Source organism: Bacillus sp. FSL K6-1000 (genome assembly GCF_038630785.1).
In the GTDB taxonomy this organism is placed as follows: Bacteria; Bacillota; Bacilli; order Bacillales; family Bacillaceae; genus Bacillus; species Bacillus safensis.
On sequence record NZ_CP152042.1, the window covers coordinates 2,541,093 to 2,559,770 of the forward strand.

General features: G+C 38.5%; 26 protein-coding genes. 2 read left to right on the plus strand and 24 right to left on the minus strand.

Annotated features, from left to right (window positions below; all coding sequences use genetic code 11):
* Positions 1-14: 14 nt before the first annotated feature.
* The 15 genes from MHI46_RS13185 to MHI46_RS13255 all read right to left on the minus strand — a co-directional run bounded on the left by MHI46_RS13185 (position 15) and on the right by MHI46_RS13255 (position 8,285).
* On the minus strand, positions 15-137 hold the full coding sequence (locus tag MHI46_RS13185) for a hypothetical protein (RefSeq protein ID WP_342502876.1): 123 nt from the start codon (positions 135-137) through the stop codon (positions 15-17).
* A gap of 95 nt (positions 138-232) precedes the next feature.
* Positions 233-1,462, minus strand: coding sequence for a PIN domain-containing protein (locus tag MHI46_RS13190; RefSeq protein ID WP_342502877.1), 1,230 nt, complete (start codon positions 1,460-1,462; stop codon positions 233-235).
* 74 nt (positions 1,463-1,536) lie between these two features.
* A complete protein-coding gene (locus MHI46_RS13195) occupies positions 1,537-1,710 on the minus strand; it encodes a hypothetical protein (protein ID WP_342502878.1) in 174 nt (57 codons plus the stop codon).
* Between the two features lie 118 nt (positions 1,711-1,828).
* The gene (locus MHI46_RS13200; RefSeq protein WP_342502879.1) at positions 1,829-2,614 is read right to left on the minus strand and encodes a hypothetical protein; all 786 of its coding nucleotides are present in this window, start codon (positions 2,612-2,614) and stop codon (positions 1,829-1,831) included.
* 439 nt (positions 2,615-3,053) lie between these two features.
* On the minus strand, positions 3,054-3,794 hold the full coding sequence (locus MHI46_RS13205) for a hypothetical protein (protein WP_342502880.1): 741 nt from the start codon (positions 3,792-3,794) through the stop codon (positions 3,054-3,056).
* 77 nt (positions 3,795-3,871) lie between these two features.
* Positions 3,872-4,024 carry a hypothetical protein gene (locus tag MHI46_RS13210; protein WP_342502881.1) on the minus strand — a complete coding sequence of 51 codons (153 nt, stop codon included), beginning with the start codon at positions 4,022-4,024 and terminating at the stop codon, positions 3,872-3,874.
* The gene (locus MHI46_RS13215) at positions 4,014-4,274 is read right to left on the minus strand and encodes a hypothetical protein (RefSeq protein WP_342502882.1); all 261 of its coding nucleotides are present in this window, start codon (positions 4,272-4,274) and stop codon (positions 4,014-4,016) included. The genes MHI46_RS13210 and MHI46_RS13215 overlap by 11 nt, the downstream gene beginning before the upstream one ends.
* Before the next feature lie 33 nt (positions 4,275-4,307).
* A complete protein-coding gene (locus MHI46_RS13220; RefSeq protein WP_342502883.1) occupies positions 4,308-4,517 on the minus strand; it encodes an XtrA/YqaO family protein in 210 nt (69 codons plus the stop codon).
* 259 nt (positions 4,518-4,776) lie between these two features.
* Positions 4,777-4,911, minus strand: a complete 135-nt coding sequence (locus MHI46_RS13225; RefSeq protein WP_341082375.1) for a BH0509 family protein — start codon at positions 4,909-4,911, stop codon at positions 4,777-4,779.
* A 108-nt stretch (positions 4,912-5,019) separates the two neighbouring features.
* Positions 5,020-5,553: a hypothetical protein gene (locus MHI46_RS13230; RefSeq protein ID WP_342502884.1), complete on the minus strand. Its 534-nt coding sequence runs from the start codon at positions 5,551-5,553 to the stop codon at positions 5,020-5,022.
* A gap of 254 nt (positions 5,554-5,807) precedes the next feature.
* Positions 5,808-6,671 carry an AAA family ATPase gene (locus MHI46_RS13235; protein WP_342502885.1) on the minus strand — a complete coding sequence of 288 codons (864 nt, stop codon included), beginning with the start codon at positions 6,669-6,671 and terminating at the stop codon, positions 5,808-5,810.
* Complete coding sequence (locus tag MHI46_RS13240) at positions 6,613-7,461, minus strand: phage replisome organizer N-terminal domain-containing protein (protein WP_342502886.1); 849 nt, start codon at positions 7,459-7,461, stop codon at positions 6,613-6,615. The genes MHI46_RS13235 and MHI46_RS13240 overlap by 59 nt, the downstream gene beginning before the upstream one ends.
* Positions 7,454-7,780 (minus strand): hypothetical protein, encoded by a 327-nt coding sequence (locus tag MHI46_RS13245; RefSeq protein ID WP_106037556.1) that lies wholly within the window; start codon positions 7,778-7,780, stop codon positions 7,454-7,456. The genes MHI46_RS13240 and MHI46_RS13245 overlap by 8 nt, the downstream gene beginning before the upstream one ends.
* A 67-nt stretch (positions 7,781-7,847) precedes the next feature.
* Complete coding sequence (locus MHI46_RS13250) at positions 7,848-8,000, minus strand: hypothetical protein (RefSeq protein WP_169738191.1); 153 nt, start codon at positions 7,998-8,000, stop codon at positions 7,848-7,850.
* Positions 8,001-8,081: 81 nt separating this feature from the next.
* Positions 8,082-8,285: a helix-turn-helix transcriptional regulator gene (locus MHI46_RS13255; protein ID WP_342502887.1), complete on the minus strand. Its 204-nt coding sequence runs from the start codon at positions 8,283-8,285 to the stop codon at positions 8,082-8,084.
* Between the two features lie 184 nt (positions 8,286-8,469).
* Here MHI46_RS13255 and MHI46_RS13260 point away from each other — a divergent pair, with 184 nt between their 5' ends.
* A complete protein-coding gene (locus MHI46_RS13260) occupies positions 8,470-8,895 on the plus strand; it encodes a helix-turn-helix transcriptional regulator (protein WP_059375654.1) in 426 nt (141 codons plus the stop codon).
* A gap of 225 nt (positions 8,896-9,120) precedes the next feature.
* Here MHI46_RS13260 and MHI46_RS13265 read toward each other — a convergent pair whose 3' ends face one another.
* From MHI46_RS13265 to MHI46_RS13285, 5 genes are all read right to left on the minus strand, one after another.
* Entirely contained in the window at positions 9,121-9,255 is a 135-nt protein-coding gene (locus MHI46_RS13265; protein ID WP_260852374.1) for a hypothetical protein, read from the minus strand.
* A gap of 19 nt (positions 9,256-9,274) precedes the next feature.
* Positions 9,275-10,378: an AimR family lysis-lysogeny pheromone receptor gene (locus MHI46_RS13270; protein ID WP_342502888.1), complete on the minus strand. Its 1,104-nt coding sequence runs from the start codon at positions 10,376-10,378 to the stop codon at positions 9,275-9,277.
* A 158-nt stretch (positions 10,379-10,536) separates the two neighbouring features.
* Positions 10,537-10,716, minus strand: coding sequence for a LuxR C-terminal-related transcriptional regulator (locus MHI46_RS13275; protein ID WP_342502889.1), 180 nt, complete (start codon positions 10,714-10,716; stop codon positions 10,537-10,539).
* A gap of 206 nt (positions 10,717-10,922) precedes the next feature.
* Complete coding sequence (locus MHI46_RS13280) at positions 10,923-12,239, minus strand: citrate:proton symporter (protein ID WP_107163497.1); 1,317 nt, start codon at positions 12,237-12,239, stop codon at positions 10,923-10,925.
* A gap of 153 nt (positions 12,240-12,392) precedes the next feature.
* Entirely contained in the window at positions 12,393-13,253 is an 861-nt protein-coding gene (locus MHI46_RS13285) for a LysR family transcriptional regulator (RefSeq protein WP_342502890.1), read from the minus strand.
* A 135-nt stretch (positions 13,254-13,388) separates the two neighbouring features.
* Between MHI46_RS13285 and MHI46_RS13290 the strand changes: the two genes are divergently transcribed.
* Positions 13,389-14,519, plus strand: a complete 1,131-nt coding sequence (locus MHI46_RS13290) for a PrpF domain-containing protein (protein ID WP_342502891.1) — start codon at positions 13,389-13,391, stop codon at positions 14,517-14,519.
* A 224-nt stretch (positions 14,520-14,743) separates the two neighbouring features.
* On the opposite strand, the gene MHI46_RS13295 is transcribed toward MHI46_RS13290, so the two are convergent.
* The 4 genes from MHI46_RS13295 to sdhA form a co-directional block, all read right to left on the minus strand.
* The gene (locus MHI46_RS13295; RefSeq protein ID WP_342502892.1) at positions 14,744-15,463 is read right to left on the minus strand and encodes a biotin--[acetyl-CoA-carboxylase] ligase; all 720 of its coding nucleotides are present in this window, start codon (positions 15,461-15,463) and stop codon (positions 14,744-14,746) included.
* Between the two features lie 78 nt (positions 15,464-15,541).
* Positions 15,542-16,003: a thioesterase family protein gene (locus MHI46_RS13300; RefSeq protein WP_039180479.1), complete on the minus strand. Its 462-nt coding sequence runs from the start codon at positions 16,001-16,003 to the stop codon at positions 15,542-15,544.
* Positions 16,004-16,125: 122 nt separating this feature from the next.
* Positions 16,126-16,890 carry a succinate dehydrogenase iron-sulfur subunit gene (gene sdhB / locus MHI46_RS13305; RefSeq protein ID WP_024427169.1) on the minus strand — a complete coding sequence of 255 codons (765 nt, stop codon included), beginning with the start codon at positions 16,888-16,890 and terminating at the stop codon, positions 16,126-16,128.
* A gap of 1 nt (position 16,891) precedes the next feature.
* Positions 16,892-18,652, minus strand: coding sequence for a succinate dehydrogenase flavoprotein subunit (gene sdhA, locus MHI46_RS13310; RefSeq protein ID WP_039180483.1), 1,761 nt, complete (start codon positions 18,650-18,652; stop codon positions 16,892-16,894).
* Positions 18,653-18,678 lie beyond the last annotated feature (26 nt).

Here is an 18,678-nt window from a genome sequence, read left to right on the forward strand (position 1 = left end):
CCCAATCACTCCCTTTATTTTCTGCGCATGACACCGCCTTTGGATCGTTTTAACCGCTGCATGTTTTGCCCCATTAGCTCTCTTGAATCTCTGTCAGTGAGCTTCTGTGTGTTCTCTTTGGGCTTTTCCTTCTTCATGTTCATCCTCCGTTCAGACAAATAAAAAACGGACACCAACCAGCACCCTAAAAAGGTGTTGATCAGTGTCCGCAGGCTCTCCGTCTTGGACATAATTAATTTAAAAAAACAACTTTTAATTCTAAAAATTCAACTTCGTATTCATCAAAGTGCGCTTCAAGTTCCTCATTAATAGCTATCCTACCCTCGCTATCAAAAGATTCTAAAACGGTCAAAAATATTTCAACTACTAGTATACCTTTTATTACCGTGAATTCTATAGTTTCAAAATTAGCCATTCTACCGTGGAAGAATCCATCCAGTGCATCAAAAACATCATTTTCATCAATTGAATCTCTGGTTTGAAAAGAAAGATGAATTTTTGTTAATTCTTTATTCATTTGCTCCTTTATATTTTTAGAGTAATCTTCCCTAAAATGGAAGTAATGATTTCTTACCTCCTTAACTTCTGAAATAGAATTATCAGAAAAGCTTTCGCTATAAATAGCTCCTGCTTCTTTCATGAACACATCAGAATTAAACATATAGAATTCCATTTTTGTCTTATATTTAAATTCATTTAGCAACTCGCTTCTAGGCCCAATTGTTTTTCCTTTGGATTCGTACCACCAATCTTTTTTTTCGTCATCTGTAATGAATATAACATTGTTTGGTTTTTCAATTGCATAATCAATAATCTGTCGCCAAAGAATGTAGTCTCCATACTTCTCCAATATCATCTCACCATTATGAAACTTAGCTCCTTTTTTAGAGGCATCTCTGTACCCTGGTGGTATCTCTAATGAATACCTTTTATCAGCTTCTTTTGCTATTTCTTCGAGTTCATTCTTTTTATATGGTTGCCCCACTTTATTTTCAAATAATGTGGTGATTTGTTGCTTAATGTGATCATTTTTCAATAAGATAGGGTGATCCTGTTGTTCTTGTGATATTTCAGAAGCTAATCTATCTATAGATGATTTTATTTGTTCAATTATAGAATCAATGCTGAGCGTAACGTGTTTTTTTCTATAAGAGCCTAGCTCTTTTTTTAAGCTGGAATCTATTTCAGATGATTTTTTTCTTAAAATTGACTCTATTTTTTCATAAGAAGTCTGTTGATCTAAAATGACATTTGTTCTATTAAGGTGAAATTCTAATGCTATTTGATGCGGTAGCCAGAGTCGATCTTTTGATTTTTCTAACAAAGCAAGTAATTTTTCTGATGTTTCCTTTGAATACCTATACAAATTAAGTAGAATATTTGTATCTAGCACGATTACTGAATTTGTCCAAATATCAGTATTTTTATTATCAAAATAAAATTCTTCAAATAATGATTTCATAATAATCCCTCTAATCCAAATAAATTCTAGATGATAGTTATTATATAGGATTTCATGCGACATTACTATTAAAGTTAAATGATCTTCAACTCGGATTGTTTTGGTTCATCGTGCTTCCTCTTTATATCAACGTTTAAGACCTGCAAAATCCAAAGAAGAGTATCCATGCCGGCAACAGCTTCTTTATACGGTTCATTCGATTTCACGCCTCTTTTTCCAAAAGCGTTCATTCGATGATTTGTCGCCACATGTTTTGCCCCATGAGTTCACGTACTCGTGTAAGCTTCTGCGGTCGTTTTTTCAGATTTTCCTTCTTCATAGCTGCTCCTTTCTGACAAAAAGAAAACGGACACCAACCCGTACCCTTTAAAGGTGTTGGTTAGTGTCCGCAGGTTCTCCGTCTCGGACTTCGTCTATTTCTTTTTCAATATGAATTTCTTTTTCATATAAATCTTCTTTTTTAAGAAACATAGTTTTCTTACATAAGTTATATTCTCGATGATCTCCCACTAAGATGACTTGTTTATCTACAGGATGAATCAGATACCATTTATTGTTCTTATCGTCTATCCAATAAGTTATTTTACGTTTGTACCAATTACCTAATTTAGAAACCGGGTATATAATAGTAGGTAATGGCAAGGTAATGAACAATAATATTATACCTAGAACTAAAAATTCTTTCCAAGACTTAACCTCACCAGTCACTGAAAAAACATCATTATATACTCCAATAAATAAGAACAACGTTAATAATAAATATATTATTATAACTAGGTTCTTTAACCATGAAATCATTTTTACACTTTGCAAAAGAGAAATACTAGTAGTCATACTGCAAATTACAATAAAGATTCCCAAAATCACCCAAAACAATGTCAGTATGAAAATAAAGTTTCTATAGTAATCTGGGTTAAGTGGAATCAATTCAGATAATAGATATAAAATAACTGTAAAAAAAAACGTCAAAGATAAATAATTAATAACGTAAAAAATAAATAACTTTTCTTTAGAAAAAAACTTTTTTTCAATAATGCCTGCTGAAATAAATGAAATTGGCTTTAAAGCACTAAGCAAAAAGATAATGGACAATGAGATACCTGGAATTTTAAGATACTCGCTCATTTCCTTAATAATGTCTTTGAAATCCATTCTAAAATCTCCCTTTAAATTTTTTAGCATAGAAGGAATGACAAAAATTTTGTCAAATTAAGATAACTATACCAAAAATAATTGAATATGGGTGATTAGATTATGAAATGCATTTACTGTAAAGATGAAACATCATTTACAACAATAAATCATGATTATATTTGTGAACCTTGTGCAATTTCGAAAAAACACGAGGTATGTACTAAGTGTGGGAATTATTTTGTTATTGGCTCATCAAATAGTTCCTCTTGTACAAGTTGTGAAGAAAAAGGCTTAGATTAAAAGCTTTAAAGTTTTAGAAACGAGTCTTAAAAACATATTTTAAGACTCGTTTTAATTTCAATTAGATTTTTGAATAAAAAATTGTCATTTCGCTTGGTGAAAGATTTATTTAAAAGACTTTCAATCGTTCTATGATATGCCGCTGTTGTGTTTTCTCCTATCCGAAAGTCGGTTCCGGCTTTTCATCTGGCGTCACTTGATCATCTTCATACTCAATATCAAGATCAAGCTGCACAGCGTTTTGACTTAATCTCATTAGCAAGATTTCAAAGTCGTTTAGATGTCTCAGCGACTTCAAAGCTTTGTTTGATCTATATTGAAGATCCCATTGCTCATCTCTTTTATAGAGAGAAATTGGTACCTCAAAATTCAATTCTTCGTCATGCTCACATTCAAAGAAGATTGTAGCGTGATTAAAGTGGCTCCATGATCTATCCTCATGATGTTCTACTTGAACACTAACCTCCACCGCTTCATACTCTGGTCCATCATCATACTCAACTTCAAGTCCGTCAGTTTCCACTTGCTTTGCCACATACTTCTTCCATTCATTAAAGAGGTCAGACAGTTTGATAGTCTTTTCTTTTTCTTCGATCATTAAATTCTTGAAGTTCTCAAGCAGTGTTCGGTTATCAAATGACGCTTCTTTTATCGTTTCGACTAGCACATGATCCAGCTTGGTGATGTATTCTGAGTAATCGTAAGTTTCAAGGTAAGGAACAATTACACTTTTCAACTTGTTTTCAATGACTTTCCTTGCTTCTCCACCGTATGAAGCAAACAGGTCTTCAAGCGCTTTTGAAACGCCTTGTTTCAATTGCTCTGCGATAAGATTTTCAACAATTCCATTTTCTAATTGTTGTGCAATAACATCTTTGATATTTTTTTCAAGATTCATTATTTTTTCCTCCTAGTGTTACTCAAATTTATTTTTAAAATACGAACACAAGTTCTTATTCATGGTGTATAATATGTTTATTCTTGTAAAAAGGTGGTGAATTCAATGGCTAAAAATAAAACTGAAAATGTTTTAATTACTTTACTAACCTTCTTTTGTATCACGATGATTGCAATTAAAGTAGTTCCAACACTAGCAGGGAAATAAATCCCTGCTTCTTCATTGTCCAAGTCCTCCCATCAACCCTGCGACAGCAATAATCCCCATGAAAGCCAGCAGAGTGAAGATGACAGGTCCGTTTGACTCGCGCTTTGCCATGACGACGTTCCCTTCAATGATCAAGTCAGGGCAACTATCGGCAAGCACCGGTACGAAAAATTTCGGCACGCCTAAATATGCAGCTGCATCATCAATCGTCATTGCTTTGTTTTTGCAGGCTTTGACCGCCTGGGAAAGCTCGACATGTTTAGGTAAATTCATGGTATTTCCTCCCCCGCAGGGGATGAACCCCTGCTATCGTTTAGTTTTATAACTGAAATCAAATCTAACTCGGTCAAAACTTCCTTTAATCGTTTCAATGATTGTGTGACCGTGTTCGGGAGCCTCTATGTAATGCGCTGTGTTGTTGATCCCGTCCAGCACGATCACTTGTACCTTGTCTTGTTCAACTAATGTTGTGAAAGGCTCGTTTTTTATTAATGAGATAGTCTGCGGTCTATTCACAATCTTCACTCCAATGTGATATAATTAAGGTTCCTAAGTTTAATTACTCACATTGAACTGATGTGAATTCTTACCGCTGAGACTCGACGGATTGATCTGTGCGCTGCCAACGCCAGTCTTTACGTTTGAGTCTCTTTTTATATGGCTTGGGTGGATGTTGCAGCCTATATGCTGCCAGTTCAACCTCTGACATAACCCACGCTTTTACTGGACCTGCTTTGTATGGATTCACTACAGTTTCCAATATGCTCACCTCCTTTTATTCGTCACGCTGCGGAACGTTGAGATTATAGATTCTTTCGAGTTCTTCGTCAGATAGTTTTTCGCAATACTCGCGACCAACGTTTGTGAGACTCAACCACTCGATCATTAACGCTCTATCATCACTACTCATCACTTGATGCCTCCCCTCTTTTTGAGGTGGCGCACGGCTGCTGCCTTGATCCATTTCGAACAATCTTCATATCTCGCGATGACTTCGAGTTGTCTTGCCGTTGCTTTCTCAAATGACAGCAACAAGGTGCATTTTCTCTTCACGCTGCTTGTCCCCCTTTCCGAAGACTCCACCTTTACGTTGCTTAATCTTTCCAAGCTCTGCTTGGTCAATTATGAGCAACAGGATGTCATCAACATTGCGTGCTAAACGATTTGCAATGTGTCTGATAGGCTCGTGGTCCTGCCACATTTGTCTAAATAAAATGATGTCTTTTTCATCAAATATGAAATCGCTGTGCGGACAAGCATAGTAAACCGGTTGCTGTTCAAACAACTTGCGTAATTCTCTCTTCTTCACGCTCATGGCGCTTTTTTTGATGTGCATTGGTTCATTTGCCCCGACACCGTTCGGACGCTCCTTGATCTTTCCTCGTTTGCTGAAATCAATCATCAGCATTAACACTTCTTCTTTTGGCCTGCGAAACAGCTCGGCCATTTCACTCAAAGACCTGCCTTCGTACCAGTAATCCAAAAACCTCTTGAGGCCAACAATGGTCCATTCGAAATTGAAATCTTCTAAAATGATTCTAATAGCACTCACTTTGCAATTTCCTTTCTGCGACCGACCTCTTTATGCACAATATGCATAAATGTTGTCAGATTCCTTTCTACGAGCCAATAACGTGGGTTCAACCCATTTATCACTAGAATACTTCTTTCTGCTCTGTTAGGCTTTCTACCGCCTTTTTTCAATTTCGTTCCTCCTTATTTTTTTCATAATCATTCAGACTTACTTCCAGCTGATCTATTAAACTATCAACCTTCTCAGATGTGATTTTCATGTTTTACACTCCCTTAGAACGGCAATAATTCTTTGCGTTTGTCCGATGTGTCTTTAAAAATGATGTACTGCTGTTTTTGGGTGATGCGTGATACTAGCTTGCTGTCATACATTTGATACAGCTTTTCGCTAGTGAGGTTTGTTGTATAGATGGTCACTTTATCCTGCCGAGCAGATGTTACTTTGTAGATGAGACGATGAATGAAATCGCTGGCTTTACTATCCGAATGTTCTGACCCTGTTTCTGCACCGATGTCATCTATCACGAGAAAATCGGCTTCACCCATCAACTGTGTTACATATGCTTCTGTGTACTTACTCTGTTTGTTGCTGAATGAATCTTTAATTACCGTTGCAGCATCTTCCATATTGATAAACAAACATGATCTTCCTTTGTCTTTAGGGTTGTCGGGATCAGGAGGCACGTTGAGTTCTCTAAGTGCTGCATATGCAAGATGACTCTTACCCACTCCTGGATGGCCCTGCAAAAAGATGTTGAACACTTCACCTTGTTGCAAATGTTTAACAAGATCCATCATGCGACTTTTATTCTTGGTCTCTTCTGGCTCAGCAACATTGTAATTATCAAATGTTGCTTGTGAGACAGTTCGCTCCCTGAACATGCTTCGTTTCTCCAACGTATTAAATTTTTTCTGCCGCTGGCTATATTCAATTTGACTTTCTAAGTCCTTTTGCAATTTCTTTGACTCTTCTTCCAGTTCACATCGAGGGCAAATAACTTTCCCATTCATCACCATCATTCGGACAGGTTTTACAACATCTTCACTGCCACGAGTGTATGTGTGCTTATTACAATAATCAGAATGGAAGGTCATTTTGTCGGTTACTTCGGCTGCCACCGCCTTTATGCTGTGCACGCTTTATCACCTCATCACTGTTGTTTAAGTAACCTTCGAATTTTGTTCCGAAAAGTGTTTCGGGACGAAGGAATTTACTCATGTCAGGGTTATCACGCCATTCAAAGCATTTTGCTAAGATGACCTTTTTAAAATCATCGAATCTGAATCCCTCATTCCATCTTGCTTTTATTAGTTGCTGTGTCTTTGGTGTGGTGTGACGGTAATTTTTCTCTGACATTTGGTTTAGAAGATCAGTTATGAGTTTGAATGGGATTTCTGATTCATCCGCAGTCGGGTTTCCCGACAATATATCTTTATTCTTCTTTCTTACTTCTTCTTTCTTACTTCTTCTTTCTTGTTCGTTACTTTGTGTTACTGTAACGTTACATGTAACATTACCGCTAGTTTCTAGAGCAAGAGCCTTCTGTTTCTCCCTATGTTTGGCTACTCTTTTCCTAGTGTCTTCCCTGATTTTATTCATCGCATCAACATTTTGATGTTTTTCCCAATTGCAAATACTTATATAGTGGTTGTCGTTAATCTCAATCATGCCGAATTGCTTAAAAGTATTGAGAGCCATTCTTACGACTCCTAAAGGTCGATTAAAAATAGCTGACAACATTTCCTCTGTGTATGGAACATTTTCGCTTAAATATATATATCCCGAGGCGTTAGTTTTACCAGCCTGAGCAAGTAATTTGACCCAGATAATTAATAGTGTGTCAGATTCAGGCATTTGCTCAATTAACTTTATTTTTTCGTCATCAAACATATTGGTGCTCAATTTCACAAACTTGATTTCAGCCATGATTTAAAGCTCCTTTTGTATTTGCTGCTATCCAAGCTTCTACCGCTTTTCGTGAATATCTTTTATGCTGACGTGGAGCACCAGGTAAACTTGTCAAATCGAGAGTCGGGAAATCTGGTCGATTAAAATAAAGCTCGTCTGCTGTAGCAGCAGTACATTTTAAAATGTTTTCATATACCTGTTTTTTTGTTAGTAGTTCATCTTTGGAAGCGATAATCATTAACATCTCTTCAATTTTTGGAATTAATGCGGCACTCACATTTGCGATAATGCTATTTGTAATTATTTCAAGATCAGAATCTTCAAATTCAAATTTCATTTCACTTTACACCTCACACCTCTTTTTATGATTAGGCTTGTCCTTCAAAAAAGGTGAAACAAAAGTTTCAAGCCTCTTTATTTTTTTTGTTCTTCTCTTTTTTTACTGGTGTGTAATAAGGTGCCACAGCCTCAGTAAAAAGTTTTTCTCTGTCTTCTGTTCCAAAGAAAACTTCTCCGAGAAACAGGTTGCTTTTTCTCTTTTGCTTTTTCTTAGCCATAAAGATCACCTCGACACATAATATGCAATATGGACAGTAGGACTAACCTTCGAATTTTGATTACTATAGGAAGCACTCTATTTAAAAAAAATAAACCGGTGGCAAATTTAATTTTTCACTTAGTTGAACTAAAGAAGAGTGAGACGGGTTAGCTTTCCCTTTTTCCAACTTACAAACATAAGAGCTAGAAAACCCAGTAACCAAACCGAATTGGCGTTGAGTTTCATTTCTTTCTGACCTTATTTTTTTAATTTTTTCTGCAAAAGAAGCAGTTTCGCGGTTCATTGTTTTCACCTCCCCGAACGCTTCCTATAGGAAGCACAAGTAAAATATACCAGCCTTTAGCTTTTTGTGCAACCATTATTTTTAAATGTTTCTTATGGGAACCTACATGTTATAATTATTTGTAGCGGTGTGTCGTGTGTCGTACACAAACACACAGTGGCATTAAATCGAGGTGACCTTATTTATGGACAAAAAAAATGAATTAATCGGTACCAACTTAAAAAGGTTAAGAGAAGAGCATAAACCAAAACTTTCAATAAGGCGACTTGCTCAAGAAGTTGGTTTAAGTAACGGTTACTTATCAAAACTTGAAACAGGAAAAATTAAAAGCCCTTCTTTGGAAGCTCTGACAAAGCTTGCTGATTATTTTAATGTTGACCCCACCTATTTTGTTACTGATCCAAGAGATCTTAAAAAAATGGGTAAAGAAGCTGAGAAAGTAGTTTTCGCGAAAGAACTAACTCTTGAAAATATCAAAAATGCAAATATTATAGATGCAGATGGCAAACAAATAACAGATGATGAGCGTAATTTCATGCTAGATGCCCTTAAAAATTACAGAGCTTCTAAGGCTAAATTTTTAGAAAACGATTCACCTGAAGAGGATTGATTTTGATCTTCTTTTTTTGTTGCTTCTATGATCTCCATTAATTCTTCATATTTTATAGCCATTTCACTACCCTCCAAGGAATACTTGTTCTATGTACGTTTTAGTCTATATTAGATATATTTAAAATAATTTCCTGTTTTCGTATTTTTTGAAAACAGGAAACTTCCCCAGAAAACACGAAAGACGATACCAGATTATAGGTAGCGTCTTTTTCATATCTTATATTTACATTCCTGGTCTTACATCTTTTGTTTCATATACTGTTTCTGGGTTGTTAGTGATAAGTGAGTGAATTTCCGAAACAACTATTGTTGCTCCTAGTGTAATTGTTAAAACAATTACATTGAAACGTTTAGTCATGTATAGCACCCCCTAACTCTTAGAGTGTATACCTAAATCCAATTCTATTCAATTCATTTTTTGGGAAACTTGCCCTGAAATAATCTTTGCTTTTTGAAAAATAATGATGGGATAATAGCAACTTTTCTGATGACAATTCTGTTATTCCATCAAAAAGAAGCGCATATTTATTATACCTATCATCCTGATAAAATTTGCTTAAATCCCCATCATGTTTTAATAACGTGGTGAATTCACTCACTGCAAATTCATCATTAATTCTTTTATCCCAGTATTTTTGAAGGAAAGCTATTTCTTCTTTATTCTCAATTATTTCGGCCTGTCTATCAGGGAATTTTGAATAGAGGTCAATACATTTAAGATAATAAGAAATTGATTGTTCATAGGATTCTAGAAAATATGAAAGACCTAAAATATGATAAGCAGTAATGTTGTGAGCTGTGCTGAAATTTCTGTCCAAAATTCTGTTAGCTATTTTTCTTGACTGGATTAATTCTGTTTTTTGCTTTAAGTAAATATTAACTTGAATTTCATCTAACCTAGCACCGTATGCCATTTTTAGAAACGGATCACTAACCTGAAACAATAAGTCATTTATTTGATCAATAGTATAAATAGTTAAATCATAAAGACCATTCAAATAATAATAATAAACATGTAAGACCTTCACCATGATTTCAGTTTCCAAAAATGTGGTCTTAAAATTTCTTAAGTTATCTAAAAAAGCGTTTCTTTCAAATATAAACCTCGACTCAATCATTAGTGAATATAAAGCACATAACTCTCGAGACTTGGGATTCCTTTTGCTTTTATATTCTCGTGCAATCACACTTGTGTAGTCGTACAATTGTTTAGAATAGCAATATTCTAAAGCAGCAGGAACATTTTTAGAATTAATGCCTTCTTTAAAATAATTTAAAATGAGTTCAATTTCGTTCTCTTTGTCAATGTAATTAATGATCTTATGAACTATCCAGAACGAGACATCCTTACCATTTAAAAATTTGCTTAAATAACTACTGCTTATGCCCAGCTTTGTTGCAACTTGTTTTTGACTTTCTTTAGACATTTCTATTGAGTTTCTTAAATGTGTCCGTAAGTCTTTCGCGATTGTACTTGTCATATATGATCACCTTACCATTGTTAAATTTATCATGAAGTACAAAAAAATGTTGTCGTAAATTGTCGTAGAAGTATGAATTTTTGCTCTAATAAATAAGTTAATTCAATTATAATCCTATTGTGTAACTTATTAACATACGACTTTCGGAGTTATTTAGATTAAAGGTTTAATTCGCAAAAGGTTTGCTTAGCATTCGAAATATGATTTCGAACAGTCTTTTCGCTAATAAAAAGCTCGCTTGCAATTTCTTTTGTTGTTTTATCTTGGACGAGCAATTCGAATACTTCTCTTTCTCTTTTGGTTAATAGCGGCTTGGATTGAAACTCTTTCTCCTTCAAGTATTGTAACCCTCCTTGCTAAGGTGAGAGCTCTAGTCTCTATAGAATGGGATTCTGTATAGTCGAGATATCATATGCCGGGTACCTGAGGTAGGTGACGTTAAAATCAAGAAATCCCGCATATCAGCGTCCAATTTACTGCGCTTTCAGCCACGCAAAAAAGGACGAGTCTCCTCACCGAGACATCGTCCTTTTTTACGTGGTATTTAAAAGATTGTAATGGCGCCTGTTAACAATGCAATAAGTGTTGTAAAAAGGGCAGTTAACACGGTCCATAGGAGTGCGTATTTTTGCAAATCACCAATATCTTTGTTCAGCATACCAACAAGCAGCAGCGTTGAAGCCACAAGCGGGCTCAGTAAGTGGACAGGCTGTCCTATGATAGAAGCACGTGCAATCTCCACCGGATCAATCCCGTAAGCTGCGCCGGCTTCAGCCAAGATTGGCAGCACCCCGAAATAGTAAGCATCATTTGAAAGAATAAATGTAAATGGCATACTCGTCAAAGCCACAATTAGCGGGAAAAATGAGCTGTAGGAATCTGGAATCATGTAAATGACCAAATGGGCAATGGCCTCAACCATCTTTGTTCCTGAGAAGATCCCTGTGAAAATTCCTGCTGCAAATACAAGTGTGATAACCGTTAATGCGTTTCCTGCATGAGATAAAATTCGCTCACGCTGATCTTCAACCTTTGGATAGTTAATCATGAGAGCGATGACAAATCCAATTAAGAAAAGTACAGGAATTGGGATGATATCCATGACTAGTGTGACCATGACAGCAATTGTAAGGAAGAAGTTAATCCAAATCAGATTCGGCCTTTTGATATCGGCTACTCCATCCTCAATTGACGCAGCCAATTCAGGAGAAATGGACGGCTCTTCTTTGTACTGAATTTCTGCAATCCCAATTCGTTTTCTTTCTTTTTTCCCAAGAATATAAGCAGTAAAAAGTATAAAAAGACCGCCTCCAACCATCGTTGGGAGTAATGGAATGAAAAATTCGCCTGCATCTAATCCAAGCGCCGCGATGGCACGAGTAGCTGGGCCGCCCCATGGCGTCATTCCGCTCATAATTCCTAATGATAATAATGAAATTGTTCCTAAAATTAATGGGTTCATCCCAATTCTTAAGAAAAGTGGAAGCATAGCTGATACGGTAATCATATACGTTGTTGTTCCATCACCATCTAAAGCAACAAGCATAGACAAAATCGCTACCCCAAAAGCAATTTTGACAGGATCACCTTTTACAATACGTAGAATGAGTTTAATCAGAGGATCAAACAATCCAGCATCCAGCATGACACCGAAGAATAAAATCGCAAATAACAATAAAGCAGCTGATGGTGCAACAGTTTTCAGTCCATCAAGCATCATGTCCCCTAATCCTTTGTTAAAGCCACCGATCAATGCAAATATGATAGGTACAACGGTTAGAGCCACCACCGGATGCATACGTTTAGTCATAATGAGAAATGTAAATGTCAAGACCATCAAGATCCCTAAAATAGCTAGCACTTTATATCCCTCCATCCTCTTCTTTACATGATCTGCAAGCGCCCCCTTGCACTTGCGATCTATATGTTAGCGCTTTCTATTTCAAGGATATAATAGCTTTTTTTATAATGAAAATATCGATTTTTTCGTATATTCAATAAATTCCTTTTATAATCAACCTTGCTGATTTCTTAAAAACTCAATGAACGCTTTCACAACAGACAAATGAAGTGAGTCTGGCTGGTACATGAGCCATGTATCTCTTAAAACAGGCTGTCCATCTTTATACGAAAGACCTTTTACAAATAACTCATCACTTGGTCTGAGGCAAATTTCTGGGACAATGGCATAGCCTAAACCATGCTTCACCATCTCTTTTGATGTATCCTGACGGTCTGTCTCCATCGTGACAAGCGGAGGCATTGTGAATGTTTCCTGCCACCATCTGTTAATCAGCCGTTTCAATGAACTGTCTGTATGATAGTCAATGAGCGGCAGATTCGGGAGATCCTTTAGCTGGATTTCTGATTTTGAAATGATGCAAAGACGCTCTTTATCGAGCAAAAAGCGCTCTCCATTCCAGTCATAATCGCCTCTTAAAATCCCTAAATGCACACTTGATGTTCCTAATAAATCCATTACCTTTGTGCTCCAGCCTGTGTTGACCATAAATTGAACATGTGGATACTGCTTAGAAAATTCTTTTAATATTTCTGGCAGTTTATACTGGGCAAAGTTACTTGAGACCCCTAACCGGATCGTTCCTTTGACCTTTTTTTGCATATTGAGCATGCCATCTTTTGTTTGCTGCAGCTGTTTGAGCATGTCATTTGCATATTGAGCCAAGTATTCGCCCTCTGATGTAAATTCAATTCCTCGTTTTCTTTTAAAGAAAAGCTTCATATCAAACTCCTCTTCAAGCTGTTTCAATCGATAGCTTAAGGCAGGCTGAGAGACAAATAATTTTTCTGCCGCTTTTGTGATGTTCTTTTCTTCATAAAGTACCTTTAAAAACCGCCAATCTTTTTCATCCATTGTTTGCCCTCCTTTTTTACTAATTATAAAATAATTTTATTGATTTCTCTCAAAATAATGTATTTAACTTATTTCTTATTATACTTTACCATTTTGGTTAGATAAACAGTTTATTAAAAATTGAGGGTGAGAGTAATGAGAAAAGTTCCAATCACAATCATGCGAGGCGGTACAAGCAAAGGGGTATTCATTCACGCGAACAATGCACCATATGAACACGATGAGCTCGAAGCATTTCTATTAGACATTATGGGCAGCCCTGACCGGCTGCAGGTCGATGGAATCGGCGGCGGTAATTCTTTAACAAGCAAAGTGGCGATTATCGATAAAGCCACACGCCCGGATGTGGATGTGAACTATACATTTGCACAAGTCAGCATTAATGAGAGATATGTCGACTTTAAAGGAAACTGCGGGAACATCTCATCAGCCGTTGGGCCGTATGCGATCATTAAAGGACTTGTTCAAGCGGTTGAGCCCATTACGACTGTACGTATCCTCAATACCAATACAAATAAAGTCATTACGGCAGAGGTCGAGGTCGAAAATGGAGAAGTAAAATTTGAAGGACAGGCAGAAATTCCAGGCGTAAAAGGAACTGGTTCTCCCATTTATTTATCCTTTGAGAAACCTGAAGGCGCTGTCACAGGTAAAACCTTTCCAACTGGAAACAAAATTGATACGATTCAAACAAAGTTTGGCGAGATTCCAATCTCGATCGTTGACATTGCAAACCCAATTGCCTTTATTCGCGCGAAAGATATTCAATTAAAAGGAACTGAATTGCCTGAAGAGTTTACAGACGAATTACTGGATGATTTAGAAGAAATTCGTTCCCTTGCTGCTGAAATGTGTCATTTTGCACCAAAAAAAATGGCCACATTACAGTCTCCAGCTGTTCCAAAGCTTGCGCTCATTAGTGAGCCTACTGATTATGTAGATACAAATGGAATCTTGAGACGAGCAGAAGATATGGACATCATCGTTCGTATGCTATCGATGCAACGACCGCACCAAGCACTTGCCATTACCGGCTCTGTCTGCGTGACAGCCAGCTGTTTCTTAGATGAAACGCTTCCTTCTCAGCTGTTTCAAGGAAAAGATGACACCCTTCGAATTGGGCATCCTGCTGGTATTATGCAAACTGAAATTGACATCTCTGAAAACAGAGTCAAAGTTATTCGAACCGCAAGAGAAATTCTAGACGGAGTTGTCTTCACAAAACAAGATTATGTGATTCAGCCTCAGATTAAAAGAGAAGCTTAAAGCAGACGAGAACATCGTCTGCTTAGATTGTTGACAAAGGGCTAAAATGATCTTGATTTTAGCCCTTTGTCTTCTTTTCAGCGTGATAGAAACCTTTGCAGTCTAGGAAGGACGAGCACAGGAGCGGAGCGAATGTGACATTCGTGAGCACCGGAGCGCAGACCTGACACCGAATGCGAGGGTTTGTCTACACGCTGAGCAGACGAGAATATCGTCTGCTTTTTTTAATGCTGTAGCGGTGCATCTATATCTCCGGCAGAATGAGCTTTTATCTGCCCTTTCTCATCTTTTAGCTGGAGATGACCGTTGTGGTTGACCCCGCAGCAAATACCCTCTTCCCATGTTTGTTTTTCACGGTCTAACGAAATCCGCAGCGGTTTATGAAGACGATATAACCGTTTGTTGTAGAGGGCAGTGAGTGCTTCAAACCCTTCATTCTTCCAGCGTGTATGATATTTTTCAAAAGCGGCTGCAAGTTCCTTCACAAGCTGATCGGCATTCACCTCTGTAAGCTCTGATAGGCAAATGGTTTTGTACGGAACATGCTCCGGCTTTGTCTTCACATTGATGCCAACACCAATATAAATGGCTGTACGGTCCGCTTCAATCAATGTGCCTGATACCTTTGCTTCATTGATGAGAATATCGTTTGGCCATTTAATCGCCAGCTGATCCTCAGCCCTTATGAGAGGTTTAAGTACATCGTAGATCGCTAGTGCCGTCAGCGGAGCAATCGTTGACTGGGTGGAGAGTTCTTCTGGCGGCAAAACCGTCATGGTCAAAGCGACATTCCCTGCAGGCGTTTCCCACGGCCTGCCTAGTCTGCCTCTTCCTGCTGTCTGCTGATGTGCATAGACAGCAAATGAAGGTTTTTCTCCTTGCTGAATGAGCCTTTTCGCTTCATTATTTGTACTATCAATGGTGTCATATTGAAAAATCTTCATGTGTTCTCCTTTTGTTTCTTCTTGATATGGTCTTTTTATTATAACAAAATGAAGCTTACACGTTGATGAGGCTGCATACTACCCATTTCGCTGAGCTTGAAATGTCTCTTTTTCTTCCTCTGTAAATGGGACAGGAGCGCCTGTTTCTTTATTAATTTGGACCATGGTGACTGAGCCTGTAAAGCATGGTTCCTGCTGCTCGTTTTCTCCTAAATAATGAAGAATAAGTGAGCTTGACCCAACTTTTTCCGGCTTTACATACACACGAAGCCGCTCCCCTATCTCCACCTGTTTGATGTAATCACATTGCAGGTTTGCCACGACTGTAATCGTCTCTTTCACACGTTTCATTCGTTTATCCACAATTCCTGTTTTTTGAAAAAAGGCAATCCGTGCTTCTTCAAAATACACAAATGGGGTGACATTGTTCATATGGCCGAACATATCCGTTTCTGAAAACCGGACAGTCGTTTCGACATAAAATCGAAAAGATGCCCTCCACTCTTCAAACGGTTCCTCAATATATGACGGAAGTCTCACTTTATCATCTCCTTATTCATCAATAAACGCCTCTCCCAATATTGGAAGAGGCGTTTATTTTGTGTTCCACCCAGCCTCTTGTAAACACTCATCATGATTGGCAAAGAGGACTGAATGTGATGTTATTCTGCGTGATCGCTTCCGAAGAAGTTACGGAAAGCTTGTAATGTTGTATCTCGGTTAAGTGCTGCAATTGACGTTGTCAGCGGGATTCCTTTCGGACAAGCCTGCACACAGTTTTGAGAGTTCCCGCAGTTCGCAAGACCGCCGTCACCCATAATTTCTTCTAGACGGTCAGACTTATTCATCGCACCTGTCGGATGTGCGTTAAATAGACGTACTTGTGAAAGCGGTGCAGGGCCCATAAAGGAAGACTTATCATTCACGTTTGGACAAGCTTCAAGGCAGACACCACAAGTCATACATTTAGAAAGCTCATACGCCCATTGACGTTTTTTCTCAGGCATTCTTGGTCCAGGTCCAAGATCATATGTGCCATCGATCGGCACCCATGCTTTTACTTTTTTCAAGGAGTTGAACATACGGCTTCTATCAACCTGCAAGTCTCTCACCACCGGGAATGTCTTCATCGGCTGGAGACGAATCGGCTGATCTAACTGGTCAATTAGTGCTGTACATGACTGGCGCGGTTTTCCATTAATGACCATAGAGCAAGCTCCGCACACCTCTTCAAGACAGTTCATATCCCAGTTGATCGCCGTTGTTTTTTCACCTTGTTTATTAACCGGGTTACGTCTAATTTCCATGAGTGCAGAAATGACGTTCATATTCGGACGGTAAGGGATTTCGAATTCCTCATCATAAGACTTTCCATCTGCTGTATCTTGACGTGTGATTATGAAATGAATTGTGTTTTTTTCACTCATCTTATTTCTCCACCTTTTTCTTCGAGTAATCTCGTTTACGAGGTGCAATTAACGATACATCGACGTCCTCATAGTGGAATGCAGGCTTTTGATTTTTCCCTTTGAACGTAGCCATCGTTGTTTTAAGGAATTCTTCATCGTTTCTTTCTGGGAATTCCGGTTTATAGTGTGCGCCTCGGCTTTCATTCCGGTTATATGCCCCAATCGTAATGACTCTTGCCAGCTGAAGCATGTTGTCAAGCTGACGTGTGAAGGCAGCGCCTTGGTTGCTCCATGATGCGGTATCGTTGATGTTGATCTTCTTGTAGCGCTCCATTAGTTCTTCGATCTTCTGATCTGTTTTTAGGAGTTTATCATTGTAACGAACCACTGTAACGTTATCCGTCATCCATTCTCCAAGCTCTTTATGAAGCACGTACGCATTTTCTGTACCATCCATGCTGAGGATGTTGTCCCATTTCTCCTGCTCTTTCTTCACGGCGCTGTCAAATGTTGCAGAAGAAAGGTCTTCCGCAGATTTCTCAAGGCCGCTAATATACTTCACTGCATTTGGTCCAGCGACCATTCCGCCGTAAATCGCAGAAAGAAGTGAGTTTGCACCAAGCCTGTTTCCGCCGTGCATCGAGTAATCACATTCTCCGGCAGCGAACAGACCTTTGATATTCGTCATTTGATCATAATCGACCCATAATCCGCCCATTGAGTAATGAACAGCTGGGAAGATTTTCATCGGCAGCTTACGCGGGTCATCACCCATGAATTTTTCATAGATTTCAATGATTCCGCCAAGCTTAATATCAAGCTCTTTTGGATCTTTATGAGAAAGATCGAGATATACCATGTTCTCTCCGTTGATGCCAAGCTTTTGCTCGACACATACGTCAAAGATTTCACGCGTTGCGATGTCACGCGGTACAAGGTTCCCGTATGCTGGGTATTTTTCTTCAAGGAAGTACCAAGGCTTCCCGTCTTTATATGTCCAAACTCGTCCGCCCTCACCACGAGCTGATTCACTCATGAGACGAAGCTTGTCATCTCCTGGAATCGCTGTTGGGTGAATTTGAATGAATTCTCCATTTGCATAATGCGCACCTTGCTGATAAACGATAGATGCAGCAGACCCAGTGTTAATCATGGAGTTCGTTGATTTACCGAACACGATTCCAGGGCCGCCTGTTGCCATGATAACCGCATCTGAACGGAAGGATTGAATTTCCATTGTCGTTAAGTTCTGCGCGACAATCCCGCGGCATACTTCCTCGTCATCTAAAACAGCGCCAAGGAATTCCCAGCCTTCATATTTTGTGACAAGTCCTGCTACTTCATAGCGGCGAACCTGCTCATCCAGTGCGTATAATAGCTGCTGGCCTGTTGTAGCTCCAGCAAACGCTGTACGGTGGTGCTGTGTTCCCCCGAAGCGGCGGAAGTCCAATAATCCCTCTGGTGTTCTATTAAACATAACACCCATACGATCAAGTAAGTGGATAATGGACGGCGCTGCTTCACACATTGCCTTTACTGGCGGCTGGTTGGCTAAGAAATCTCCGCCGTATACCGTGTCATCAAAATGCTCATAAGGTGAATCCCCTTCACCTTTTGTATTGACCGCTCCGTTGATTCCGCCCTGTGCACATACAGAATGCGAACGTTTCACAGGTACGATTGAAAATAGTTGAACAGCTGTTCCCGCTTCTGCTGCTTTAATAGTTGCCATGAGACCAGCTAAGCCGCCTCCGACAACGATGATGCTAGAATTACTCATTGTAGCCCCTCTCCCTCTTCTACTAA

Excerpts from the sequence above, each read along its gene's own strand:
- MHI46_RS13185 (WP_342502876.1), bottom strand. The coding sequence starts at position 137 with ATGAAGAAGGAAAAGCCCAAAGAGAACACACAGAAGCTCACTGACAGA.
- MHI46_RS13190 (WP_342502877.1), bottom strand. The coding sequence starts at position 1,462 with ATGAAATCATTATTTGAAGAATTTTATTTTGATAATAAAAATACTGAT.
- MHI46_RS13200 (WP_342502879.1), bottom strand. The coding sequence starts at position 2,614 with ATGGATTTCAAAGACATTATTAAGGAAATGAGCGAGTATCTTAAAATT.
- MHI46_RS13205 (WP_342502880.1), bottom strand. The coding sequence starts at position 3,794 with ATGAATCTTGAAAAAAATATCAAAGATGTTATTGCACAACAATTAGAA.
- MHI46_RS13215 (WP_342502882.1), bottom strand. The coding sequence starts at position 4,274 with ATGAATTTACCTAAACATGTCGAGCTTTCCCAGGCGGTCAAAGCCTGC.
- MHI46_RS13225 (WP_341082375.1), bottom strand. The coding sequence starts at position 4,911 with ATGAGTAGTGATGATAGAGCGTTAATGATCGAGTGGTTGAGTCTCACA.
- MHI46_RS13240 (WP_342502886.1), bottom strand. The coding sequence starts at position 7,461 with ATGGCTGAAATCAAGTTTGTGAAATTGAGCACCAATATGTTTGATGAC.
- MHI46_RS13245 (WP_106037556.1), bottom strand. The coding sequence starts at position 7,780 with ATGAAATTTGAATTTGAAGATTCTGATCTTGAAATAATTACAAATAGC.
- MHI46_RS13250 (WP_169738191.1), bottom strand. The coding sequence starts at position 8,000 with ATGGCTAAGAAAAAGCAAAAGAGAAAAAGCAACCTGTTTCTCGGAGAA.
- MHI46_RS13255 (WP_342502887.1), bottom strand. The coding sequence starts at position 8,285 with ATGAACCGCGAAACTGCTTCTTTTGCAGAAAAAATTAAAAAAATAAGG.
- MHI46_RS13260 (WP_059375654.1), top strand. The coding sequence starts at position 8,470 with ATGGACAAAAAAAATGAATTAATCGGTACCAACTTAAAAAGGTTAAGA.
- MHI46_RS13265 (WP_260852374.1), bottom strand. The coding sequence starts at position 9,255 with ATGACTAAACGTTTCAATGTAATTGTTTTAACAATTACACTAGGAGCA.
- MHI46_RS13270 (WP_342502888.1), bottom strand. The coding sequence starts at position 10,378 with ATGACAAGTACAATCGCGAAAGACTTACGGACACATTTAAGAAACTCA.
- MHI46_RS13285 (WP_342502890.1), bottom strand. The coding sequence starts at position 13,253 with ATGGATGAAAAAGATTGGCGGTTTTTAAAGGTACTTTATGAAGAAAAG.
- MHI46_RS13290 (WP_342502891.1), top strand. The coding sequence starts at position 13,389 with ATGAGAAAAGTTCCAATCACAATCATGCGAGGCGGTACAAGCAAAGGG.
- MHI46_RS13295 (WP_342502892.1), bottom strand. The coding sequence starts at position 15,463 with ATGAAGATTTTTCAATATGACACCATTGATAGTACAAATAATGAAGCG.
- sdhB (WP_024427169.1), bottom strand. The coding sequence starts at position 16,890 with ATGAGTGAAAAAAACACAATTCATTTCATAATCACACGTCAAGATACA.
- sdhA (WP_039180483.1), bottom strand. The coding sequence starts at position 18,652 with ATGAGTAATTCTAGCATCATCGTTGTCGGAGGCGGCTTAGCTGGTCTC.